This is a genomic window from Bradyrhizobium sp. in8p8, assembly GCF_000426845.1.
Taxonomy (GTDB): Bacteria; Pseudomonadota; Alphaproteobacteria; order Rhizobiales; family Xanthobacteraceae; genus Bradyrhizobium; species Bradyrhizobium japonicum_C.
The window spans coordinates 267,847-285,128 of record NZ_AUGD01000008.1 but is presented as its reverse complement, the minus strand read 5'-3'; the positions used below and the strand labels follow the sequence as shown (position 1 = coordinate 285,128).

The following is a 17,282-nucleotide window of genomic DNA, read 5'->3' as shown; positions in this document are numbered from 1 at the left end:
CCACGTTCTTCGCCCCATGGCCAAGACGTGGATGACGGGATCGTGCCTGGCGACGACGATGGCGGAAGTTTGCGCTTCATCATGTACGTCTCGCCGCCTCCGCGTTGACGCAAGCGTGATCTGATCTTCATCATCGCGCGGAAATGATCTTCAGCACCGTTGCAGTGCGGTAGGGTTTTCGAGTTTTTCTATCGGCTGGCTCTTGCGGCGGATTCGCATCGGCATCATTGTTTAGCCGCCTCGCGGGGCAACGAGCGCCGCGCCTTCCCGTCTTCGGATTCGAACGCCAGAATGTACAAGCTCTATTCGATGCAACGCTCCGGCAACAGCTACAAGGTCCGCCTTGCGCTGGCGCTGCTCAACCTGCCCTACGAAGCCGTTGAGGTCGACATTCTGCGCGGCGAGAGCCGCACGCCGGATTTTCTGAGCAAGAACCCTTCGGGCCAGGTGCCGCTGCTCGAGGTCGGCGAGGATCGCTATCTCGCCGAGTCGAACGCCATCCTCTGGTACGTCGCCGTCGGCACGCCGCTCGCGCCGGAGAACCGCATCGACCGCGCCGAGGCGCTGCAATGGATGTTCTTCGAGCAGCACGCGCTGGAGCCGAACATCGGCGCCGCCTACTTCTGGCTCTCGCTGGTCAAGGGCGGCCGCGACCTCCAGACCCATTCGCTGGAGGACTGGATGGAGCGCGGCTATGGCGCTCTCCAGGTGATGGAAAACCATCTCAAGACCAACGCCTATTTCGCCGCGCGCCAGCTCACGGTGGCGGACATCGCGCTGTACGGCTACACCCATCTGGCCGACCGCTGCGACTTCGACCTTTCAACCTTTCCCGCCATCCGGGACTGGCTCAAGCGCGTCGAAGCCGCACCCGGTTTCGTGACGATGGACTGGCGCCCGGCCGACATTGCCGACCCCGCCAGCATCGCCGCCGGCGTCTGACTGCGCCCCGCTCCGTCGAATAGCGGGCATAAGGGACGCCGTCGCCGCAATTTCGCCGCTTTTGGCGCAACCGCCGCCGCAATATTGCCGGTTGCAGCGGTGAAGTTTGCGGGAGGTCGCGGGTGATTCGCTCGCGCGTTGAAGGATTTAGACCATGATGCGGGCGTCCGGCACGGCAGGCTTTCAGGGCCCATCCGCTACCGTCGCGTCTTCCCGGCTCACCCATGCGGTCGCGGCCTCGCTTGCCGTCGCCGCACTCTCGCTATGCTTGATCGTCACCCTGACGGTGCTGTCGACCAAGGCGACCATGGCGATGGGCCTGCCGGTCTGATCCCCGTTCCATCCTGGACCGGCCTTCAGGGCGCCGTGCGGCCCGCGCCGACCGGCATCGCGACAGGACGTCGATGAAATCACCTGTGGTAGTCGTTGCAATTACGCTGACTGCGGCCATCCTGGTCGCGGCGTCGCTGTTGATCATCGTCGGCACGCGCAAGGGCGTGGGGACGTCGACGCTGAACGCGCCCACGCTGCAACAACCCGTCAAGCACGCGCACATGGTCTAAAATCATCCGAAAGCCTCACGCTTGCACGCAAGCGCGCCTTAGGCACACCGCACGAGATCGCGGCGCACTGGCGCAACAATCAGTCAGTGTTGCCGCCTTGCCTCGTTCGGGAGGAGCGAGACTGGCCCATGCGGCTCGGATGGCGTGCGATTTACGGTCCGGTCCTGACGGCAGCAACCCTGCTGCTGGCTGTGCTTCTCGATCGCGTTGTCCCCACCCTCCCCGCTCCATCGGCGGCACCGCTGCTGGTCTGTCTTGTGGCCCTTGCCGGCGCCTCGTCGGGCCTCGCCTCGGCCATGACCAGTGCGGTCGTCGCGGTGATCGGTGCCACGCTGATCTTCCTTCATCACCAGAGCGCTTCCGGTCATGGCAACGCGGATCTGGCACGGCTCGGCGTCCTCGCAATCGCGGCCGTCGCCACCGCCGGCACCACCGCGATTGATCGGCAATGCCGTCATCACGTATGAAGGCATCTTCATCGTGCATCTCGGACATCGCGGTAACCCACATGTCGCTCATCATTCGCGCCGTCACCAGGCAGGACTACGATCAATGGCTGCCGCTGTGGGACGGCTATAACGCCTTTTACGGCCGCTCGGGTCCGACCGCGCTCGCTCCCGAGATCACGCGCATGACCTGGCAGCGCTTCTTCGACGCCTATGAGCCGATGCATGCGCTCGTCGCCGAGGACGACGGGCGCCTGCTCGGATTGACGCACTATCTGTTTCATCGCAGCACCACTGCGATCGAACCATCCTGCTATTTGCAGGACCTGTTCACGCTGGAGGCCGCGCGCGGCAAGGGCGTCGGCTCGGCGCTGATCCATGGCGTCTATGAGCGGGCAAGGCTCGCGGGATCGCCCCGCGTGTACTGGCAGACGCACGAGACCAATCTCACGGCGCAGCGCCTGTACGACAAGGTCGCGGAGCGTTCCGGCTTCATCGTCTACCGCAAGGTCTTCTGAGTCCTGCGCCCGGAGCCCTGTGGATAACTCCGCCTGTCACCCGCGCGTAACACAGCAAGTCTAGGCTGGCCTTGCGTCTGGTCAGGCCCCCCGTCACCGATCAAGCGCCCCAAAGCGGTCCCCGTCAGTCGCCGCGTCTGACAGGGGCCGCATTTTTTTGCCTGGGATCGCCTGCATGGCAGCAGCGCAGGCAGCGGCTTGCTGCTGCGGCGCCCGGTGGTCACAATGTCCACTGCTCATCTGAACGGGATCCCCCATGGAAATTCGCAATCTCGGCGCCTCCGGCCTTCGCGTGTCGGCGGTCGGACTCGGCTGCAACAATTTCGGTCAGCGCACGGATCTGGAGACCTCGCGCAAGGTGATCCACCGCGCGCTCGATCTCGGCATCACGCTGTTCGACACCGCCGACATCTATGCCGGGATGGGCGGCTCGGAGACCGTGCTCGGCACCGTGCTCGGCGACCGCCGCAAGGACATCGTGCTCGCGACCAAATACGCCAAGCCGATGGCGACCGACGGCACCAAGCAGGGTGCCTCGCGCCGCTACATCATGAGCGCGGTCGAAGCCAGCTTGATGCGGCTCAAGACCGACTACATCGACCTCTATCAGCAGCACGATTACGACCCGCTGACGCCGATGGAAGAGAGCTTGCGCGCGCTCGACGACCTCGTCCGGCAGGGCAAGGTGCGCTACATCGGCAATTCCAACTTCCCGGCCTGGCGCATCGCGGAAGCCGAGTTCACCGCGCGCGCGATGAACGTCAGCCGCTTCGTGTCCTGCCAGGACGAGTACAGCCTCCTGGTCCGGGACATCGAGAAGGACCTGCTGCCGGCGGCGCAGGAGTACAAGCTCGGCCTGCTGCCGTTCTTCCCGCTCGCGAGCGGCCTGCTCACCGGCAAGTACCAGCGCGGCGCGGCCGCCCCGGCTGACACGCGCTTCGCCAAGGCGCCGGCCCTGCGCGACCGTTACGTCACGCCCCGCAACGAGGACATGGTCGAGAAGCTCCAGGCCTTCGCGAAGGCGCGCGGGCACAGCATGCTCGAGCTCGCCTTCTCCTGGCTCGCCGGCCGTCCGCAGGTGTCGAGCGTCATCGCCGGCGCCACGCGCGTCGAGCAGATCGAGGAGAACGTCAAGGCGATCGCCTGGAAGCTCAGTGCGGAGGAGATGGCGGAGATCGACCGGATCACGCTGGGCTGATGCGTGAGGCGCGGCGCCTACTTCGCGCCGCGTCCGACCGTCTGCACCACCTCGAAGCCCTCGAACTGGGGATGGCCGAGATAAAGCGGCTTGTTGTCGCCGGCCTTGTGATGCGCGGCGCGAAACGCCTCCGACTTGGTCCAGGCCTCGAATGCCGCGTGGTTCGCCCAGACGGTGTGCGAGGCGTACAGGGTGTGATCCTCGAGCTCGGGGCCCCTGAGCAGATGGAATTCGACGAAGCCCGGCACCTTGTCGAGATGGGTGTCGCGCGAGAGCCAGACCTGCTCGAAAGCGGCTTCGGAGCCCTTGGCGACGCGGAAGCGGTTCATGGCGATGTACATGGGTGAAATCTCCTGAGAGTGGGGACGCAGCGCCTTTCCCGGTTCTTATGGGAAGAGGCGAAGTGAGGGGCAGCCTCCGCGAGCTCGGTTCGAGTTATAGTCGAAACGCCATCGAAATGGCCAAGGACATCGTTGTTCCCGCGAGGGAGCGCCTTGTACCTGTCTCTCGGGCGTACGTCTCGGACTGGATTTGCGGCGGCTGATCGTGTCGCCCGGGACGAGGTGAAGGGCTCGCCCAGCGCGTGACCCATCTCACATCAGCGCATCGGCATCGCAGCTAGCGTCATACGCATGTCATCAGGGAGACGTGCCATGGCCGGCATCGCCACCGCCAGAAAGTCCCGCCTGCACAACGCACTCGAAGGCCTCGCGCTGACAGCGACCCTCCAGAGCTTCCCCACCTTCGCCGCCGCGGCGTTCCTGCTCAAGCTCTGCGGCGAGCGCGACCTCTCCGGCGACCCTGGCGTCGCCATCTTCGTTGCCGTCGCCTCGTTCGTCCATGCGATGCTCGCGGTCACGTTCGGGCCGAGTTTCCCGCATTTGTTCAGGACCGTCTACGACCCGAAGTTCTTCGAGGCCCATCTGTCGCTGTCAGACAAGATCACCGCCTGGCGCACCCAGCCGGTCGCCTCGCTCCAGCTCGTGACAATCGTGCTGATGCTGTCGGTGATGGCCGTGGTGGAGGCGAGCGTGGGATGAGAATCGCAATCCTCCCCGTCATTCCGGGGCGTCGCAAAGCGGCGAGCCCGGAATCCACGGCACGAAGGGCAGTGCGCGGAGGCCCTACCTCTTCTTCCACCCACCGCGCCGTCCCGGCTGCCCGCCCGTCGATTTCGGCGCCGGGCCGAACTCCGGGCCCGACTGCCGTGAGTCCGTCGGCTGGATGATCCGGCTGTTTCCGCCGAACGGCTTCGCCGGCAGTGCGCGGGTCTCGCGGTAGGGCAGGGATTCCGGGCCGTGCATCTCGTCGAGATGCGGCTTGTGCACCCTGGAGCCGCTGCCGCCGCCGCTCGCCTTCAGCGCCGAGCTGACCGTCTTCTTCTTCATCGCGCTGACCGGCAGGTTGGCGGCGTCGCCGTACTTCTTCGTCCCCGCATAGGCGCCGGCCTTGCCCTGCACGGTGCGCTGCTTGGCGGTGGGGTCGTCGACCACGGCGAGCTCGGTGGCGCGCAGGCGCTTGACCTCGTCGCGCAGGCGCGCGGCTTCCTCGAAGTTCAGGTCGGCTGCGGCCTCGCGCATCCTGGTTTCGAGATCGGCGAGCACGGCTTCGAAATTGTGGCCGATCGAGATGACGTCGTCGGTCATGTCGTGGCCGCCGACCTCGACCAGCACGTGGTCGCGCTCGTAGACCGAGTTGAGGATGTCGCCGATCTGCTTCTTCACGCTCTCCGGCGTGATGCCGTGGGCCGTGTTGTACTCGACCTGCTTCTCGCGGCGGCGGTTGGTCTCGGCGATGGCGCGCTCCATCGAGCCGGTCATCTGGTCGGCATAGAGGATCACCTTGCCGTCGACGTTGCGCGCGGCACGGCCGATGGTCTGGATCAGCGAGGTCTCGCTGCGCAGGAAGCCTTCCTTGTCGGCGTCGAGGATCGCGACCAGCGCGCATTCGGGAATGTCGAGGCCCTCACGCAGCAGGTTGATGCCGACCAGCGCGTCGAACGCGCCCAGGCGCAGATCGCGGATGATCTCGATGCGCTCGATGGTGTCGATGTCGGAATGCATGTAACGGACGCGGATGCCCTGCTCGTGCAGGTATTCGGTGAGATCCTCCGCCATGCGCTTGGTCAGCACCGTGATCAGCGAGCGGTAGCCGGCCTGCGCGGTGGCGCGCACCTCGCCGACGAGATCGTCCACCTGCGTGCGGGCCGGGCGGATGTCCACGGGAGGATCGATCAGCCCCGTCGGGCGAATGACCTGCTCGACGAACACGCCGCCGCTCTCGTTCAGCTCCCAGCTACCCGGCGTCGCCGACACCGCGATGGTCTGCGGCCGCATCATGTCCCACTCCTCGAAGCGCAAGGGGCGGTTGTCCATGCAGGAGGGAAGGCGGAAGCCGTATTCGGCCAGCGTCGCCTTGCGGCGGAAGTCGCCGCGGAACATGGCGCCGATCTGCGGGATGGTGACGTGGCTCTCGTCGGCGAAGATCAGCGCGTTGTCAGGGACGTATTCGAACAGCGTCGGCGGCGGCTCGCCGGGGCGGCGCCCCGTGAGATAGCGCGAATAGTTCTCGATGCCGGCGCAGCTTCCCGTCGCCTCCATCATCTCGAGGTCGAAGGTGGTGCGCTGCTCCAGCCGCTGCGCTTCGAGCAGCCGGCCCTGATCGTGCAGCTGGTCGAGCCGCTGCTTCAGCTCCGACTTGATCGACTTGATCGCCTGCACCAGCGTCGGGCGCGGCGTCACGTAGTGCGAATTGGCGTACATCTTGATGAATTCGAGCTCGTCCTGCTTGTGGCCGGTGAGCGGGTCGAACTCCTCGATGGTCTCGATGGTGTCGCCGAACAGGTTCACGCGCCAGGCGCGGTCCTCGTAGTGCGCCGGGAAGATGTCGATGACGTCGCCGCGCACGCGAAAGGTGCCGCGGGTGAAATCGGCCTGGGTGCGCTTGTACTGCAGTGCGACGAGGTCGGCGATGAGCTGGCGCTGGTCGATGCGCTCGCCCTTTTTCAGCGCGAAGGTCATCGCGGTATAGGTCTCGACCGAGCCGATACCATAGATGCAGGACACCGAGGCGACGATGATGACGTCGTCACGTTCGAGCAGCGCGCGCGTCGCCGAGTGGCGCATGCGGTCGATCTGCTCGTTGATGGAGGAATCCTTCTCGATATAGGTGTCGGTGCGCGGGACGTAGGCTTCGGGCTGGTAGTAATCGTAGTAGCTGACGAAATATTCGACGGCGTTGTCGGGAAAGAAGTTCCTGAACTCGCCATAGAGCTGGGCGGCGAGCGTCTTGTTCGGCGCCAGGATCAAGGCCGGGCGCTGCGTCGCCTCGATCACCTTGGCCATGGTGTAGGTCTTGCCCGAGCCGGTGACCCCTAACAGCACCTGCGAACGGTCGTTGCGGTTGATGCCTTCGACCAGCTCGGCGATTGCGGTCGGCTGGTCGCCCTTGGGTTCATAGGACGACTTGATCTCGAAGCGGACGCCGCCCTCGGACTTTTCCGGGCGCGGCGGCCGGTGCGGCGTCCACACCTTCGTGGAGCCGTCGCCCTTGCGGAACTCCGGCCGCCCCTCGCGGATCAGTGCTTCAAGCGCATCCGCGGTGGCCTTGACGCCGAGCGCCTCCATCTTGCTGCGCGGTGGGCGCGCCAGCGCCTCGGCATCGTCCTCTTCGGTCGGCAGTCCGAGCTGCCGCGCCAGTTCCGGATCGAGCGTAGGAATGGTGGCGGCAGTGCCGTAATTGGCCTGCGGCGCCTCCGCGAAACCCTCGGTCGATGCACGTGCTCCCGGCGGCTGTGGATCGGGCCGGAGCGGCATCGGCCGTGCGGTGTCCTGCGGAAACTCCTTCGGCGTTGAAGCGCGCGCGCGGTGCGCGGCGGCCTCGCCCCCGGCGCGGCGGTCGCGCGAATTGTCCGGCGGCGGCTGCAGGCCTGTGCCAGATCCCAATCCGGCATCGCCGCGATTGATCGCGGGATTGAGCAACTCGGCCAGCGCCGGCCCGATCGGCTGCACGTCGGGCCGATGTGCTTTCGAGTTCGGGGCCTTGGTCCTGGGGGATTTGCCGGATTTTTCGGAGGATGCGGGTTTCTTCGCCATGGGGCGAATATGGGACGAGTCCGCCCCGCGCGAAAGGGCGAATGCCCGCCGCCATGCAGGCTGCTGACAGCAGGCTGGCAGCAGCGCGCCGCTCACGCCGCCGGCAGCGGTCCCCCATTATCCCCGGCCGGAAGATTCGGCTCGAGGATGTCGAGATGGATGCCGCCGCAATCGGTGCAGCGCATGGCCCAGTACTCGCAGCCGGCGCGGCCGCTCATCACGCGCAGCACCTCAAGATCGCCGTCGCATTCCGGGCAGTTTGACAGCACGGCGCGGGCATAAATTCGCGGCCGCGCCGCGTCGAATTCGATGATGGACATGATCGGTCCCCCCTTTGCGCCGCACTGTTTGTGCCGTCATGCCGCTGATGCGGCTGCGGCCGCTCGTCTATTCGTCGTCGCCCTCGGCCCGCCGGCGGAAACGGTCGATGTGGTGCTTGGCATCGGCGATCGCGGCATCGCGATCGGGCCAGGCGAAGCCGACTTCCATGGCCGGAAACAGCACGCCGTCGATGGCCACCGGGCTGAAATCGGCCCGCCGGATGCGCGCGTGCCACAGCCCCTTGCCAGCTTCGAAGGATTCGATGTCAAAGCCGTCGTAAAGGGTCGTCATAAGTGTAGGTCCCACGTTTCTTTTCGGAGAGTCAGGGGACCACGTTTGCGGATTTTGAAATGTGAACCCGTTCACAAGCGGCCGGGTTTTTGTCGCGGAGCCCTTGGCCTCGGTTCCGCCCCGCGGAGCGGCCGATCCGCCTGACGGGGCGCGGGTTCCGACGCCGCCCGCATGATCCAGCGGCGGAACGCGGCGAAGTCGCGCTGCTCGGTCTGGAAGCTGCGATAGACGAGGTACCAGCGCATGCCCTTGGGCACCGAGAGGTCGAATGGTGCCACCAGCCGGCCGGCCGCCAGATCGTCGTCGATGTAGGGGCGGATGCCCATGGCGATCCCGAGCCCGTCGGCGGCAGCCTGGAGCGCCTGGCCATAAAACTGGAATTCGGGTCCGCGCGCGTTGAGGCGGGCGAGGTTCGCGGCTTTCAGCCAGATCGGCCAGTCCTCGGGCGAATGCGCGACGCGGATCAGGCTCGGGCCTTTCAGGTCAGCCGGGCGCTTCAGCCCGCTCGCAAGACGCGGCACGCAGACCGGGGTCAGATCGCCGGCAAACAGCGGCTCGGCGACGAGGCCGGGCCAGTCGCCGGTGCCGAGCTTGATGCCGCAGCTCCAGTCCTCGCCGAACGGCACCGCCGCGCCGCCGGTGGTGAAGCGCACCTCGATGTCGGGCTCCTCGCTGCGGAACTCCGACAGGCGCGGGATCAGCCAGCGCATCGCAAAGGTGTGGCCGACGCCGATGGTGAGCACGCGCACGCTCGCGGGCGCCGTCACCTGCGCGGTGAGGCTGGCCAGCGCGTCGAAGATCGGCGTCAGACCGCCTTGATAGGCGCGGCCCGCCTGCGTCAGCACCAGGCGATTGGCCTTGCGCTCGAACAGCGCAACCCCGAGGCGCTCTTCGAGCAGATGCACCATGCGGCTGACGGCCGCCGCCGACACGCTCAGCTCCAGCCCGGCCGCAGCGAAGCTGCCGGTCCGCGCCGCCGCCTCGAATGCCTTGATGCCGTTGAGAAACAGCAGCCGCCGCAAACTTTCTACCCTCAGGAAAACTGATGCCAGGGCAAGATAACTCAGTTTGCGAGGGAGGGGCAAGCAAGGCACGCTCCTTCAGACCTGTTCCATGACGCGAGGGCTGAATTGCCGGCCCGCGTCCCCGACACGCACCAGCGGAGCTCCCTGCGTGACGCCCATCATGATTGCGGCCCTTGGATTGCTGATGGTGGCTACGGCGTTCCTGTCGGGGCTGTTCGGCATGGCGGGCGGGCTGATCCTGATCGGCGTGCTCCTGGCGTTGATGCCGCTGCCGACCGCGATGGTGCTGCACGCGATCACGCAGATGGCCTCGAACGGCTGGCGCGCGTTTCTCTGGCGGGCACATATTCGCTGGCGGGCGGTCGCGAACTATCTGGCCGGCTGCGCTGTCGCGCTCGCGGCATGGTCGCTGACCCGCTATGTGCCGGACAAGCCCATGGCGCTGCTGCTGCTCGGTATCACCCCGTTCATGGCGCGGCTCTTGCCCGCGAACATCAAGCCGAACCCTGATCGGCTCTGGCAGGGCACGGTCTATGGCACGATGTGCATGGGCCTGATGCTGATGACCGGCGTCTCCGGCCCGCTGCTCGACACCTTCTTCCTCGGCGGCGATTTCGGCCGGCGCGAGAAGGTCGCGACGAAGGCGATGTGCCAGCTCGTCAGCCATTTCACCAAGTTGATCTATTTCGGCGGGATCATCGATCAGGCGGCGAGCCTCGATCCCGTGCTCGCGGGCGTCGCCATTGCGGCCTCGATGCTCGGAACCACGCTGGCGCGGCGCATCCTCGAAGCCATGACCGACCAGCAATTCATGGCCTGGTCCAACAGGCTGATCACCACCATCGCCTGCTACTACATCGCCTATGGCGGCTGGCTCCTGGTTCGCACCCCGGTGCTGGCCGCTTTCGACTAGGGAGGCCTGCAATGAGCCGTGGCGCCGATCCGCTGGTGCTGGATTTCGTCGAATGGGTCGCGCGCGAGCCGCGCGCCTATGTCGAGGTGATCGCGACCTGGAAGACCTCGTGCCCGCGCCTCACCATCTGGGAAGATGCGGCCGAGCGCGGCTATGTTACGCGCGAGACGATTGCCGGCGTGGGGCTCGTTATCGCCGTCACCGAATGCGGCGAGAAGCTGTTGCGCGCGCATGGGCGGTGACGCGCGCACCTGCCTCCACAACATCATTGCGAGCAAAAGCAAAGCAATCCAGAATGTCACCGCAGCGGCAGTCTGGATTGCTTCGCTGCGCTCGCAATGACGGAGCACCCGCCAATGTCACTCAAACTCTTCGAACTCGTCGGCACCGACGCCTCGCGGCCGTTCAGCCCCTATTGCTGGCGCACGCGGATGGCGCTGGCACATAAGGGGCTCGCAGCGGAAACACTGCCCTGGCGCTTCACCGAGAAGAGCGCGCTTGCGCCGCATGGCTCGGAGAAGGTCCCCGTGCTGTTGCACGACGACAAGCCCGTCGTCGATTCCTGGACGATCGCGACCTATCTCGAAGACAATTTTCCCAACCGTTCGTCGCTGTTCGGCGGCGATGGCGGCCGCGCCATGGCGCGCATGATCAACGCCTGGGGCGACATCGCCATCGTCGGCGGCATCTTTCCGCTGATCGTGGCCGACATTCCGAACAATCTGGCCGAGATCGATGCTGCCTATTTCCGGAAGTCGCGCGAGGCACGCTTCGGCGGCAAGACCCTGGAAGAGGTCATGGCGAGCCGCGACACCGGCGTGGTCGCATTCCGCAAGTCGCTGGAGGTGATGCGGCAGACGTTGAAGAAGCAGCCTTATCTCGGTGGAGAGGCGCCGAACTACGCGGACTATATCGTGTTCGGCGGTTTTCAGTGGGCGCGGTTGGTCAGCCCTTTCAAGCTGCTGGAGACGGACGATCCGATCCATGGCTGGCGCGAGAAGCTGCTTGACGCGTTCGACGGCATGGCGCGGAAGTCGCCGGGATTTGCGGTGTGATCGTCCTAGCCCGGATGGAGCGCAACGAAATCCGGGTCGGCGCCAGCGGAACGAATCCGGATTACGCTTGCGCTCCATCCGGGCTACGGGATGCCGCCGCCTTGCGCAAACACGCCCGGCACAGACAATCCTCACCCTCGATCGGCATCGGCAGTTTTGCCGCCTCCTCCGCGCACCAGCAATTGCCCGAGAGGTCGCAGCTGAATTCGGAGCCGCAGCGGGAGCAGGCGAGACGGCGCGCAAGTGCCGGCGCTGACGGCATTTCCTTCGGATTTGTCATGATCCACGTCGAGGCTTCGCCGTCATTGTCATGTCGGGTTCGTCTGTCGCTGCGGTATAGTACGCGCCGCGCACGTATCAGGAAAGCGGCCCCCAACGCGCGAAGGACAGACCCGATGGCCCGCGATTCGCATGCCTCGCTGCGCTCAACCGTGTCAGCTTGGGCGCCCGCATGCTGGCGGGAACGGTGTTTTTGGACAGTGCCGCAGCGCGGCCGATGAGGGACTGGTGACTTAACTCCTCCCGCTGCTTGCCTGTTGCGCATTGCTCCATACGCGTTGCGCGCCACGCAAGCGCGTATGACGGAGATCCGCGCAGCCATACCGAATTCGATCCGCAATTGCGCCCCATGAACCGGGCATTGCGCTCGCGCGTCAAACCGTCTGCAACATCCCTGTGATTTTGCGGATTGTCGGTGCGCGAGGCCGCGCGCTACCGTTGCGGCGCCACGGGGCCAATGAGGACAGGCGGGATGACAGTTGAGAAACTGAATCGCCAGCGTGTGGTGCACCTGCTCGACGCCTTCGCCCGCGGAGATATCGAGACGGCGCTGTCCTGCTGCACCGACGATGTCGACTTCCTCACCCATGCGCCGATCGACGTGCTGCCACACATGGTGCCGCGCCATGGCAAGGACGAGCTACGCGAGCTCTGGCAGACGATCTGGGCACGCTATTCGGAGATCCGCTACAGGGCACCGCACATCCTCGCCGAGGGCGACGCGGTGGCAACTTACGTGCAAGCCCATTTCAGGAAACGCAGCAACGGCCGCATCGTGCAGTTCGACATGGCGGTATTCTACCGCTTCCGCGGCGGGCTGGTTGCGGAGATCCGCGAGATCATCGATTCCTACGATCTGGTGCAGCAGGTGCTGGAGCGGGAGATCGGGCCGTTGATCACGGGCGCGCGGGCGGATTGATCCTGTTCACCCCGCCGGGAACCGGTCTGACCCGCCCCCGGAACATTACGGGGTCCTATTGTAAATCTCACAAAATCGGCTCAATGGTGCATTGCAAAAACGTGAATTGCGTTTTGGCCGAAATGCCTTATTTTATTCGTATACAAACGAATTGAGCCCCGGCACCCGACGGTGCATGGGGTTGTTTTCCGTTTCTTTCGCAAGCCAGCTTCAGGACTTCCCAAAATGACAGAGCACAGTCTCTGGCGTTTCTCGCGTGCGTTGCACCGCGCCATCAACGACCGGCATTTCGACGACGTCGAAGCCTTGATCGATGAGGACGTCGACTGGGCGCTCTACGGCCCGATCGACATGTTTCCGTTCCTCGGCGCGCGTCAAGGCAAGGAGGCCGTGCTCGAGGTCATCCGCCAGTTCGCCGACAACTTCCAGGTCCGCCGCTTCGACCGCGAGAGCATCATGCTGGGGGTCGATTCCGCCGCCTCGATGCTGCGTTATTCGCTGACGGCTCTGGATTCCAACAAGCCGATCAGCCTGCGGGTCGCGCAGTTCGCCCAGTTCAAGGCGGGCAGGCTCGTCAGCATGCGCGTGCTGATCGACACCTTCGATCTGGTCGAGCAGGCACTCGGCCGCGCCATTCATCTGCCGAAGATGACCAGCGTCGGCTGAGGGGGACGCCAACGGGCCCCGTTCGTCGGGACCGGTGACGAGGCGATCGCGACGTCCTGGCCTCCAGCCCCGCCGGATGCCGTCGCATCTCGAAGCTCGTCGCCGGGCGCGCGCCTATCGCGCGGCCCGTTGGTTCTTTTTCGCCGCGGGCCGTCACATTTTCGCGACGATGGATCAGCATGTTCGGCGCGGAATGGCACATGGCCTGAACTCGATATATAACATCGAACGGCATGTGCCGGGGGTTGCGGGCAGGACGATGGAATTCTCGACAGGGTTTGGCTGGACCAGGCTGCCATTGCTGGCGGCTGCATTCATCCTGAGCTCGACGCTGACTCTTTCGGCGCAGATCATTCCGCCCACGGCGGCCGCGCCTGACGACGAAGCGGAGATGGAAGCGGCCGAGGCTCCCAGCGCGAACGACGCCGACGTGCTCAAGGACATCGATGTCGACAAGCTCGACTGGAGCCAGCTCGCAGTCGACGCCGGCACCGGCATCGATCCCATGGCCGCCAAGAAGCGCGCCCAGGCCGCCCAAGAAGGCCTGGACTGGTCGTCGAACTCCAATGCCAACGGCTCCTCGGCGGTGACCGTGAAGCAGTCGGTGTTCTCGTTCTGGGATACGAGAATCGGCGCCGACCTGACGGTGACCAACGAGCCCAGGACGATGTCCGAGCTGCTGGCGCAGAAGGCCGCCAATGGCGGCAGCCTGCCGCAATCCTCCGGCAGCGCGTGGGCCATGGCGACCGCGCCCGGCGCGGGCACCATCTGGGACAAGACTGCGGTGGAAGCCCGGGTCGATCCCGGCGCCGAGCACAGCAAGATCGGGGCATCGCTGACCAAGTCCGTGCCGCTGTCGGGCGACACCTCGCTGACGCTCCAGAACGGCTACAGCGTCAACCAGCAGGGCACCACCGCGCTCCCCGGCATCGGCGGCCACATCACCCGCAATTACCAGACCGATCAGATCGCCAAGGTCACCCTGAACGACTCCGGCACCAGCATCACCGCCGGCCAGACGCTATCAACCACCGATGACAAATGGCTGCGCAGGTTCGGCGCCGAGCAGAAACTGTTCGACAATGTCACCGTCTCCGGTTCGGTCGGCGAGACCTCGCAAGGCACGTTCAACAAGAGCGTAGCTGCAGGGTTCAAGAAGAGCTGGTGAGCCCAGCGCTCCCCTGTTTCCTGGGGAGCCGCGTCGCCGGGTCCAGCGTTTAGACTCCCCTAACCATACGCCACGGCAAAGCCCCCGAATCGTCCGCCCTTGCCGTATCTCGGCCAAGTTGCGGTCAAAATCCGACGTCCTAGTCGGATGATCGAACTCGTCGTGCGGGGGACACTCGCGCTGCGCTCAACGCGAACAGGGGAACAACGATGAACGCCATGCGTCCCGAGAAGATCGAAGCCACCGAGACCGAGCCGGTCGACACCAACCTTGCCGCCGTGACCGAAGTCGAGGCCGGCATCCGCGATTTCGTCCGCAACGACATCGCCTATCTGCGCCGCCCGGCATCGACCACCACCGACGCGCCGCCGCTCGACCCGAGCGCGGAAGCCACCGTCAACAACGTCAACTCGCTGATCCAGCGCGTCGCCGGCACCTCGCTCGCCGAAATCGAGAATCTGATCTCGGAGCTGGAGAGCCTGCGCGACCTGCTGCATGCCGAGGGCCAGCGCGTCCAGCGCGAGATCTCCGGCTACGCCCAGCTCAGCCAGGCCGCGATGAAGTCGACCCGCATGATCGCCGACAACGTCGCGCAGTGGAAGCGCGCCGCCGACGGCCTGCGCAACAGCTAAGCATCAATACAAGACATCACCGGCCGCCGCGTTCCGCTGGGAGCGCGGCGGTTCTGATTCGTGAGGGTAGGTGTTTGAACGCGACTTCCCGAACACAGCTGTCATCACCCACGAAAGCGTGTGACCCAGTATTCCAGAGGCGAAAGATTGACCTGATGGGTCGCGGCGTACTGGATGCCCCGTTCAAGCATTCAGTCCGTAGCATGACAATTGTGGGTGCGCCGGCGCGAGGCGTTGAACCCTCCGCCTCTCCCCGGCGACCAACGCCAAGCGCCCGTGCAGCCATGGCCGGGTCTTGGGGATACGTCAGATGGAAAGCATTCGGCCCGACAACACGGACCCTGTCGCGCTGCGGCCCGCGCCGAATCAGCTCGGCACGATCGTGCTGCGCTTTATCGGATTGCTCGCGGTTGCGATTGCCGTGCTCGCGTTCGTCTACAGCCGCTGACGCAGGAGCGGATTCCGCGGCCCTGGATAATTAAGGAATTCTTACCGGCGCGCGTCGACGGTCGAAGCTTCGAGGGTGTAGGCGCCATCGGCATAGCCCTTCACCACCATGCCGGCGACCAGCATCACGGCCAGCGTCGCAGTCGCAAAAATGAATCCAACGAATTTGAGTGCGCCGCGGTCTGCCATGGTCCTCGTCCCCTGTCTCTGCCAATTCGTTTCAAATAGACAGCGACAGGTTCATAATTAGTTAGCAACTCACTGGTTCCGCCGAACTGCTTCGCGGCGACCAGCTCGCGCAGGCTTATGGCAGCCGCCCGGAATCGCGTCCATAGCGCGCGGGCAACACTTGCGCGCTCAATTGCCCCGTTCATCTTGGAACAAGTCTAAACGCTCTTTCCACGCATCGGCACGAAGGCCGATGCGGTGATGGAATAGACCTCTTCGCCGCGCTGGTTGGTGCCGGTGGTGCGGGCGGTCAAGATGCCCCAGCCGGGGCGCGAGGCCGAGGTGCGCTTGTCGATGACGACATTGACGTAAGCGACCGTGTCGCCGGCGAGCACCGGCCTGATCCAGCGCAGGTCGCGAAAGCCCGGCGATGGGCCCCACACGGCAACCTCCTCGCCGCGTGAAGCGGCTTCTCGCGCCAGGCGCTGGCCGTCGGCGACAAGCAGGCCCATGCAGGCCGAGCCGACATGCCAGCCCGAGGCCGCGAGCCCACCGAACAGCGAGTTCTTGCCTTCCTCCTCGTCGAGATGAAAACGCTGCGGATCGAACTTTGCGGCGAATGTCTTGATGGCCTCGGCCGTGAACGTATAGGTGCCGATCTCGCGACGCTGTCCGATCGCGATGTCTTCGAAGAACCGCATCAGACCGCTCCCTCGCGCCGCTTGATCAGGATGGGCGAGGTCATCTCGGCAAGCGCCTGCCCCGCCGCGTTGCGCACGGTGCATTTGAACTTGACGATGCCGAGTTCGGGCCGGCTCTTCGAAGCGCGCGCCTCCACGACGTCGACGTCGAGCATGAGATCGTCGCCGGGCCGCAAGGGCGACAACCAGCGCACCTCATCCACGCCAGGAGATCCCAGCGACGCGGAGCGGGTGATAAATCCGTCGGCCATCATCCGCATCATCAGCGAGCAGAGATGCCAGCCCGAGCCAGACAGGCCCCGCAGCATGCTCTTGGCTGCGGCCTCCTCGTCGAGATGCATCGGCTGCGGATCGAACTCGGCGGCGAAGGCCAGAATTTCGTCGCGGGTGACGTGGCGCGGGCCGAACGTGCCGAACCGGCCGGGCGGGAAGTCTTCGAAGGTCAGGGTCATCTTGGAAAGCTTTGCAGGAATGACAGATTGTGGCCGCACTTTGCAGCAATCTCAACCCGCCGGCCCGCATGGCTCGTGCTACATACAGGCTGGCGGCGTGGCCTTGAGTCGGACCATCTGCCACGGCCCGGTGTGGGGGCCCGATCTTGCCCTGGGGAGAGTAATGTTTTCATTCAGCGATCTGTTTCAGTGGGACCGCTTCATCACGCCGACGATCATCAAGACCTTCTACTGGCTGGTGATCGCGCTGATCTGTCTGTTCGGCCTCTCCGGCATCTTCTCAGGGCTCGCCGCAATGGCGATCAGCCCGTTCGGCGGCTTCCTGGTGCTGCTGTCCTCGATCGCCAGCGTCGTGGTCGGCATCGTGTTCTCGCGCATCGTCGCGGAATTGATCCTGATCGTCTTCCGCATCAACGAGCATCTCGGCGCGATCCGCGACCAGGGCGGCGGGATGCGGTAGCCGTCATTGCGAGGAGCGAAGCGA

At 65.2% G+C, this 17,282-nt stretch carries 25 protein-coding genes; 16 read left to right on the top strand and 9 right to left on the bottom strand.

Annotated elements, in window-relative coordinates; genetic code table 11:
* Positions 1-291: 291 nt before the first annotated feature.
* The 6 genes from K408_RS0121570 to K408_RS0121540 all read left to right on the top strand — a co-directional run bounded on the left by K408_RS0121570 (position 292) and on the right by K408_RS0121540 (position 3,667).
* Positions 292-942 (top strand): glutathione S-transferase family protein, encoded by a 651-nt coding sequence (locus tag K408_RS0121570; protein ID WP_024340417.1) that lies wholly within the window; start codon positions 292-294, stop codon positions 940-942.
* 154 nt (positions 943-1,096) lie between these two features.
* On the top strand, positions 1,097-1,273 hold the full coding sequence (locus tag K408_RS42820) for a hypothetical protein (protein ID WP_196232387.1): 177 nt from the start codon (positions 1,097-1,099) through the stop codon (positions 1,271-1,273).
* Positions 1,274-1,346: 73 nt separating this feature from the next.
* Positions 1,347-1,505, top strand: a complete 159-nt coding sequence (locus K408_RS42190; RefSeq protein WP_035698338.1) for a hypothetical protein — start codon at positions 1,347-1,349, stop codon at positions 1,503-1,505.
* A gap of 128 nt (positions 1,506-1,633) precedes the next feature.
* Positions 1,634-1,972 carry a hypothetical protein gene (locus tag K408_RS0121555; protein WP_024340418.1) on the top strand — a complete coding sequence of 113 codons (339 nt, stop codon included), beginning with the start codon at positions 1,634-1,636 and terminating at the stop codon, positions 1,970-1,972.
* Positions 1,973-2,013: 41 nt separating this feature from the next.
* Entirely contained in the window at positions 2,014-2,469 is a 456-nt protein-coding gene (locus tag K408_RS0121550; protein ID WP_024340419.1) for a GNAT family N-acetyltransferase, read from the top strand.
* 256 nt (positions 2,470-2,725) lie between these two features.
* Positions 2,726-3,667 (top strand): aldo/keto reductase, encoded by a 942-nt coding sequence (locus K408_RS0121540; protein ID WP_024340420.1) that lies wholly within the window; start codon positions 2,726-2,728, stop codon positions 3,665-3,667.
* A gap of 17 nt (positions 3,668-3,684) precedes the next feature.
* Here K408_RS0121540 and hmuQ read toward each other — a convergent pair whose 3' ends face one another.
* Positions 3,685-4,008, bottom strand: coding sequence for a heme-degrading protein HmuQ (gene hmuQ / locus K408_RS0121535; RefSeq protein ID WP_024340421.1), 324 nt, complete (start codon positions 4,006-4,008; stop codon positions 3,685-3,687).
* Positions 4,009-4,320: 312 nt separating this feature from the next.
* Between hmuQ and K408_RS0121530 the strand changes: the two genes are divergently transcribed.
* Positions 4,321-4,707: a hypothetical protein gene (locus K408_RS0121530; RefSeq protein ID WP_024340422.1), complete on the top strand. Its 387-nt coding sequence runs from the start codon at positions 4,321-4,323 to the stop codon at positions 4,705-4,707.
* Between the two features lie 84 nt (positions 4,708-4,791).
* Here the strand turns inward: K408_RS0121530 and uvrB are convergent, their stop codons facing one another.
* The 4 genes from uvrB to K408_RS38405 form a co-directional block, all read right to left on the bottom strand.
* Positions 4,792-7,761: an excinuclease ABC subunit UvrB gene (uvrB, locus tag K408_RS38410; RefSeq protein ID WP_080654894.1), complete on the bottom strand. Its 2,970-nt coding sequence runs from the start codon at positions 7,759-7,761 to the stop codon at positions 4,792-4,794.
* Positions 7,762-7,853: 92 nt separating this feature from the next.
* On the bottom strand, positions 7,854-8,081 hold the full coding sequence (locus K408_RS0121520; protein WP_024340424.1) for a hypothetical protein: 228 nt from the start codon (positions 8,079-8,081) through the stop codon (positions 7,854-7,856).
* 67 nt (positions 8,082-8,148) lie between these two features.
* Positions 8,149-8,373, bottom strand: a complete 225-nt coding sequence (locus tag K408_RS0121515; protein ID WP_024340425.1) for a hypothetical protein — start codon at positions 8,371-8,373, stop codon at positions 8,149-8,151.
* A 71-nt stretch (positions 8,374-8,444) separates the two neighbouring features.
* A complete protein-coding gene (locus K408_RS38405; RefSeq protein ID WP_024340426.1) occupies positions 8,445-9,395 on the bottom strand; it encodes a LysR substrate-binding domain-containing protein in 951 nt (316 codons plus the stop codon).
* A gap of 151 nt (positions 9,396-9,546) precedes the next feature.
* Here K408_RS38405 and K408_RS0121505 point away from each other — a divergent pair, with 151 nt between their 5' ends.
* The 3 genes from K408_RS0121505 to K408_RS0121490 all read left to right on the top strand — a co-directional run bounded on the left by K408_RS0121505 (position 9,547) and on the right by K408_RS0121490 (position 11,366).
* Positions 9,547-10,311 (top strand): sulfite exporter TauE/SafE family protein, encoded by a 765-nt coding sequence (locus K408_RS0121505; protein WP_028145954.1) that lies wholly within the window; start codon positions 9,547-9,549, stop codon positions 10,309-10,311.
* A gap of 11 nt (positions 10,312-10,322) precedes the next feature.
* Positions 10,323-10,553 carry a hypothetical protein gene (locus K408_RS0121500; protein ID WP_024340427.1) on the top strand — a complete coding sequence of 77 codons (231 nt, stop codon included), beginning with the start codon at positions 10,323-10,325 and terminating at the stop codon, positions 10,551-10,553.
* A 114-nt stretch (positions 10,554-10,667) separates the two neighbouring features.
* Entirely contained in the window at positions 10,668-11,366 is a 699-nt protein-coding gene (locus K408_RS0121490; RefSeq protein ID WP_024340428.1) for a glutathione S-transferase family protein, read from the top strand.
* 61 nt (positions 11,367-11,427) lie between these two features.
* Here the strand turns inward: K408_RS0121490 and K408_RS43475 are convergent, their stop codons facing one another.
* A complete protein-coding gene (locus tag K408_RS43475; RefSeq protein ID WP_035698336.1) occupies positions 11,428-11,646 on the bottom strand; it encodes a hypothetical protein in 219 nt (72 codons plus the stop codon).
* A gap of 471 nt (positions 11,647-12,117) precedes the next feature.
* Between K408_RS43475 and K408_RS0121485 the strand changes: the two genes are divergently transcribed.
* From K408_RS0121485 to K408_RS42815, 5 genes are all read left to right on the top strand, one after another.
* On the top strand, positions 12,118-12,564 hold the full coding sequence (locus K408_RS0121485; RefSeq protein ID WP_024340429.1) for a nuclear transport factor 2 family protein: 447 nt from the start codon (positions 12,118-12,120) through the stop codon (positions 12,562-12,564).
* 225 nt (positions 12,565-12,789) lie between these two features.
* Positions 12,790-13,230 (top strand): nuclear transport factor 2 family protein, encoded by a 441-nt coding sequence (locus K408_RS0121480; RefSeq protein WP_024340430.1) that lies wholly within the window; start codon positions 12,790-12,792, stop codon positions 13,228-13,230.
* Positions 13,231-13,489: 259 nt separating this feature from the next.
* Positions 13,490-14,398 (top strand): hypothetical protein, encoded by a 909-nt coding sequence (locus tag K408_RS0121475; protein WP_024340431.1) that lies wholly within the window; start codon positions 13,490-13,492, stop codon positions 14,396-14,398.
* A 209-nt stretch (positions 14,399-14,607) separates the two neighbouring features.
* Positions 14,608-15,030 carry a hypothetical protein gene (locus K408_RS0121470; protein ID WP_024340432.1) on the top strand — a complete coding sequence of 141 codons (423 nt, stop codon included), beginning with the start codon at positions 14,608-14,610 and terminating at the stop codon, positions 15,028-15,030.
* 310 nt (positions 15,031-15,340) lie between these two features.
* Positions 15,341-15,478 (top strand): hypothetical protein, encoded by a 138-nt coding sequence (locus K408_RS42815; RefSeq protein ID WP_196232386.1) that lies wholly within the window; start codon positions 15,341-15,343, stop codon positions 15,476-15,478.
* A gap of 41 nt (positions 15,479-15,519) precedes the next feature.
* Here K408_RS42815 and K408_RS42810 read toward each other — a convergent pair whose 3' ends face one another.
* From K408_RS42810 to K408_RS0121450, 3 genes are all read right to left on the bottom strand, one after another.
* Positions 15,520-15,666, bottom strand: coding sequence for a hypothetical protein (locus K408_RS42810; protein WP_024340433.1), 147 nt, complete (start codon positions 15,664-15,666; stop codon positions 15,520-15,522).
* Between the two features lie 197 nt (positions 15,667-15,863).
* The gene (locus tag K408_RS0121455; RefSeq protein WP_024340434.1) at positions 15,864-16,346 is read right to left on the bottom strand and encodes a MaoC family dehydratase; all 483 of its coding nucleotides are present in this window, start codon (positions 16,344-16,346) and stop codon (positions 15,864-15,866) included.
* Positions 16,346-16,798 (bottom strand): MaoC family dehydratase, encoded by a 453-nt coding sequence (locus K408_RS0121450; RefSeq protein ID WP_024340435.1) that lies wholly within the window; start codon positions 16,796-16,798, stop codon positions 16,346-16,348. The genes K408_RS0121455 and K408_RS0121450 overlap by 1 nt, the downstream gene beginning before the upstream one ends.
* Before the next feature lie 163 nt (positions 16,799-16,961).
* On the opposite strand from K408_RS0121450, the gene K408_RS0121445 reads away from it, so the two are divergent.
* The gene (locus K408_RS0121445; RefSeq protein ID WP_018648333.1) at positions 16,962-17,258 is read left to right on the top strand and encodes a DUF4282 domain-containing protein; all 297 of its coding nucleotides are present in this window, start codon (positions 16,962-16,964) and stop codon (positions 17,256-17,258) included.
* Positions 17,259-17,282: the final 24 nt, after the last annotated feature.

Coding starts and splice junctions, on each gene's coding strand:
- uvrB (WP_080654894.1), bottom strand. CDS start 7,761: ATGGCGAAGAAACCCGCATCCTCCGAAAAATCCGGCAAATCCCCCAGG.
- K408_RS0121515 (WP_024340425.1), bottom strand. CDS start 8,373: ATGACGACCCTTTACGACGGCTTTGACATCGAATCCTTCGAAGCTGGC.
- K408_RS43475 (WP_035698336.1), bottom strand. CDS start 11,646: ATGACAAATCCGAAGGAAATGCCGTCAGCGCCGGCACTTGCGCGCCGT.
- K408_RS0121490 (WP_024340428.1), top strand. CDS start 10,668: ATGTCACTCAAACTCTTCGAACTCGTCGGCACCGACGCCTCGCGGCCG.
- K408_RS0121445 (WP_018648333.1), top strand. CDS start 16,962: ATGTTTTCATTCAGCGATCTGTTTCAGTGGGACCGCTTCATCACGCCG.
- K408_RS0121455 (WP_024340434.1), bottom strand. CDS start 16,346: ATGCGGTTCTTCGAAGACATCGCGATCGGACAGCGTCGCGAGATCGGC.
- K408_RS0121540 (WP_024340420.1), top strand. CDS start 2,726: ATGGAAATTCGCAATCTCGGCGCCTCCGGCCTTCGCGTGTCGGCGGTC.
- K408_RS0121550 (WP_024340419.1), top strand. CDS start 2,014: ATGTCGCTCATCATTCGCGCCGTCACCAGGCAGGACTACGATCAATGG.
- K408_RS0121470 (WP_024340432.1), top strand. CDS start 14,608: ATGAACGCCATGCGTCCCGAGAAGATCGAAGCCACCGAGACCGAGCCG.
- K408_RS0121500 (WP_024340427.1), top strand. CDS start 10,323: ATGAGCCGTGGCGCCGATCCGCTGGTGCTGGATTTCGTCGAATGGGTC.
- K408_RS0121450 (WP_024340435.1), bottom strand. CDS start 16,798: ATGACCCTGACCTTCGAAGACTTCCCGCCCGGCCGGTTCGGCACGTTC.
- K408_RS0121520 (WP_024340424.1), bottom strand. CDS start 8,081: ATGTCCATCATCGAATTCGACGCGGCGCGGCCGCGAATTTATGCCCGC.
- K408_RS0121480 (WP_024340430.1), top strand. CDS start 12,790: ATGACAGAGCACAGTCTCTGGCGTTTCTCGCGTGCGTTGCACCGCGCC.
- K408_RS42810 (WP_024340433.1), bottom strand. CDS start 15,666: ATGGCAGACCGCGGCGCACTCAAATTCGTTGGATTCATTTTTGCGACT.
- K408_RS42190 (WP_035698338.1), top strand. CDS start 1,347: ATGAAATCACCTGTGGTAGTCGTTGCAATTACGCTGACTGCGGCCATC.
- K408_RS42815 (WP_196232386.1), top strand. CDS start 15,341: ATGGAAAGCATTCGGCCCGACAACACGGACCCTGTCGCGCTGCGGCCC.
- K408_RS0121475 (WP_024340431.1), top strand. CDS start 13,490: ATGGAATTCTCGACAGGGTTTGGCTGGACCAGGCTGCCATTGCTGGCG.
- K408_RS0121485 (WP_024340429.1), top strand. CDS start 12,118: ATGACAGTTGAGAAACTGAATCGCCAGCGTGTGGTGCACCTGCTCGAC.
- K408_RS0121555 (WP_024340418.1), top strand. CDS start 1,634: ATGCGGCTCGGATGGCGTGCGATTTACGGTCCGGTCCTGACGGCAGCA.
- K408_RS0121570 (WP_024340417.1), top strand. CDS start 292: ATGTACAAGCTCTATTCGATGCAACGCTCCGGCAACAGCTACAAGGTC.
- K408_RS0121530 (WP_024340422.1), top strand. CDS start 4,321: ATGGCCGGCATCGCCACCGCCAGAAAGTCCCGCCTGCACAACGCACTC.
- K408_RS42820 (WP_196232387.1), top strand. CDS start 1,097: ATGATGCGGGCGTCCGGCACGGCAGGCTTTCAGGGCCCATCCGCTACC.
- hmuQ (WP_024340421.1), bottom strand. CDS start 4,008: ATGTACATCGCCATGAACCGCTTCCGCGTCGCCAAGGGCTCCGAAGCC.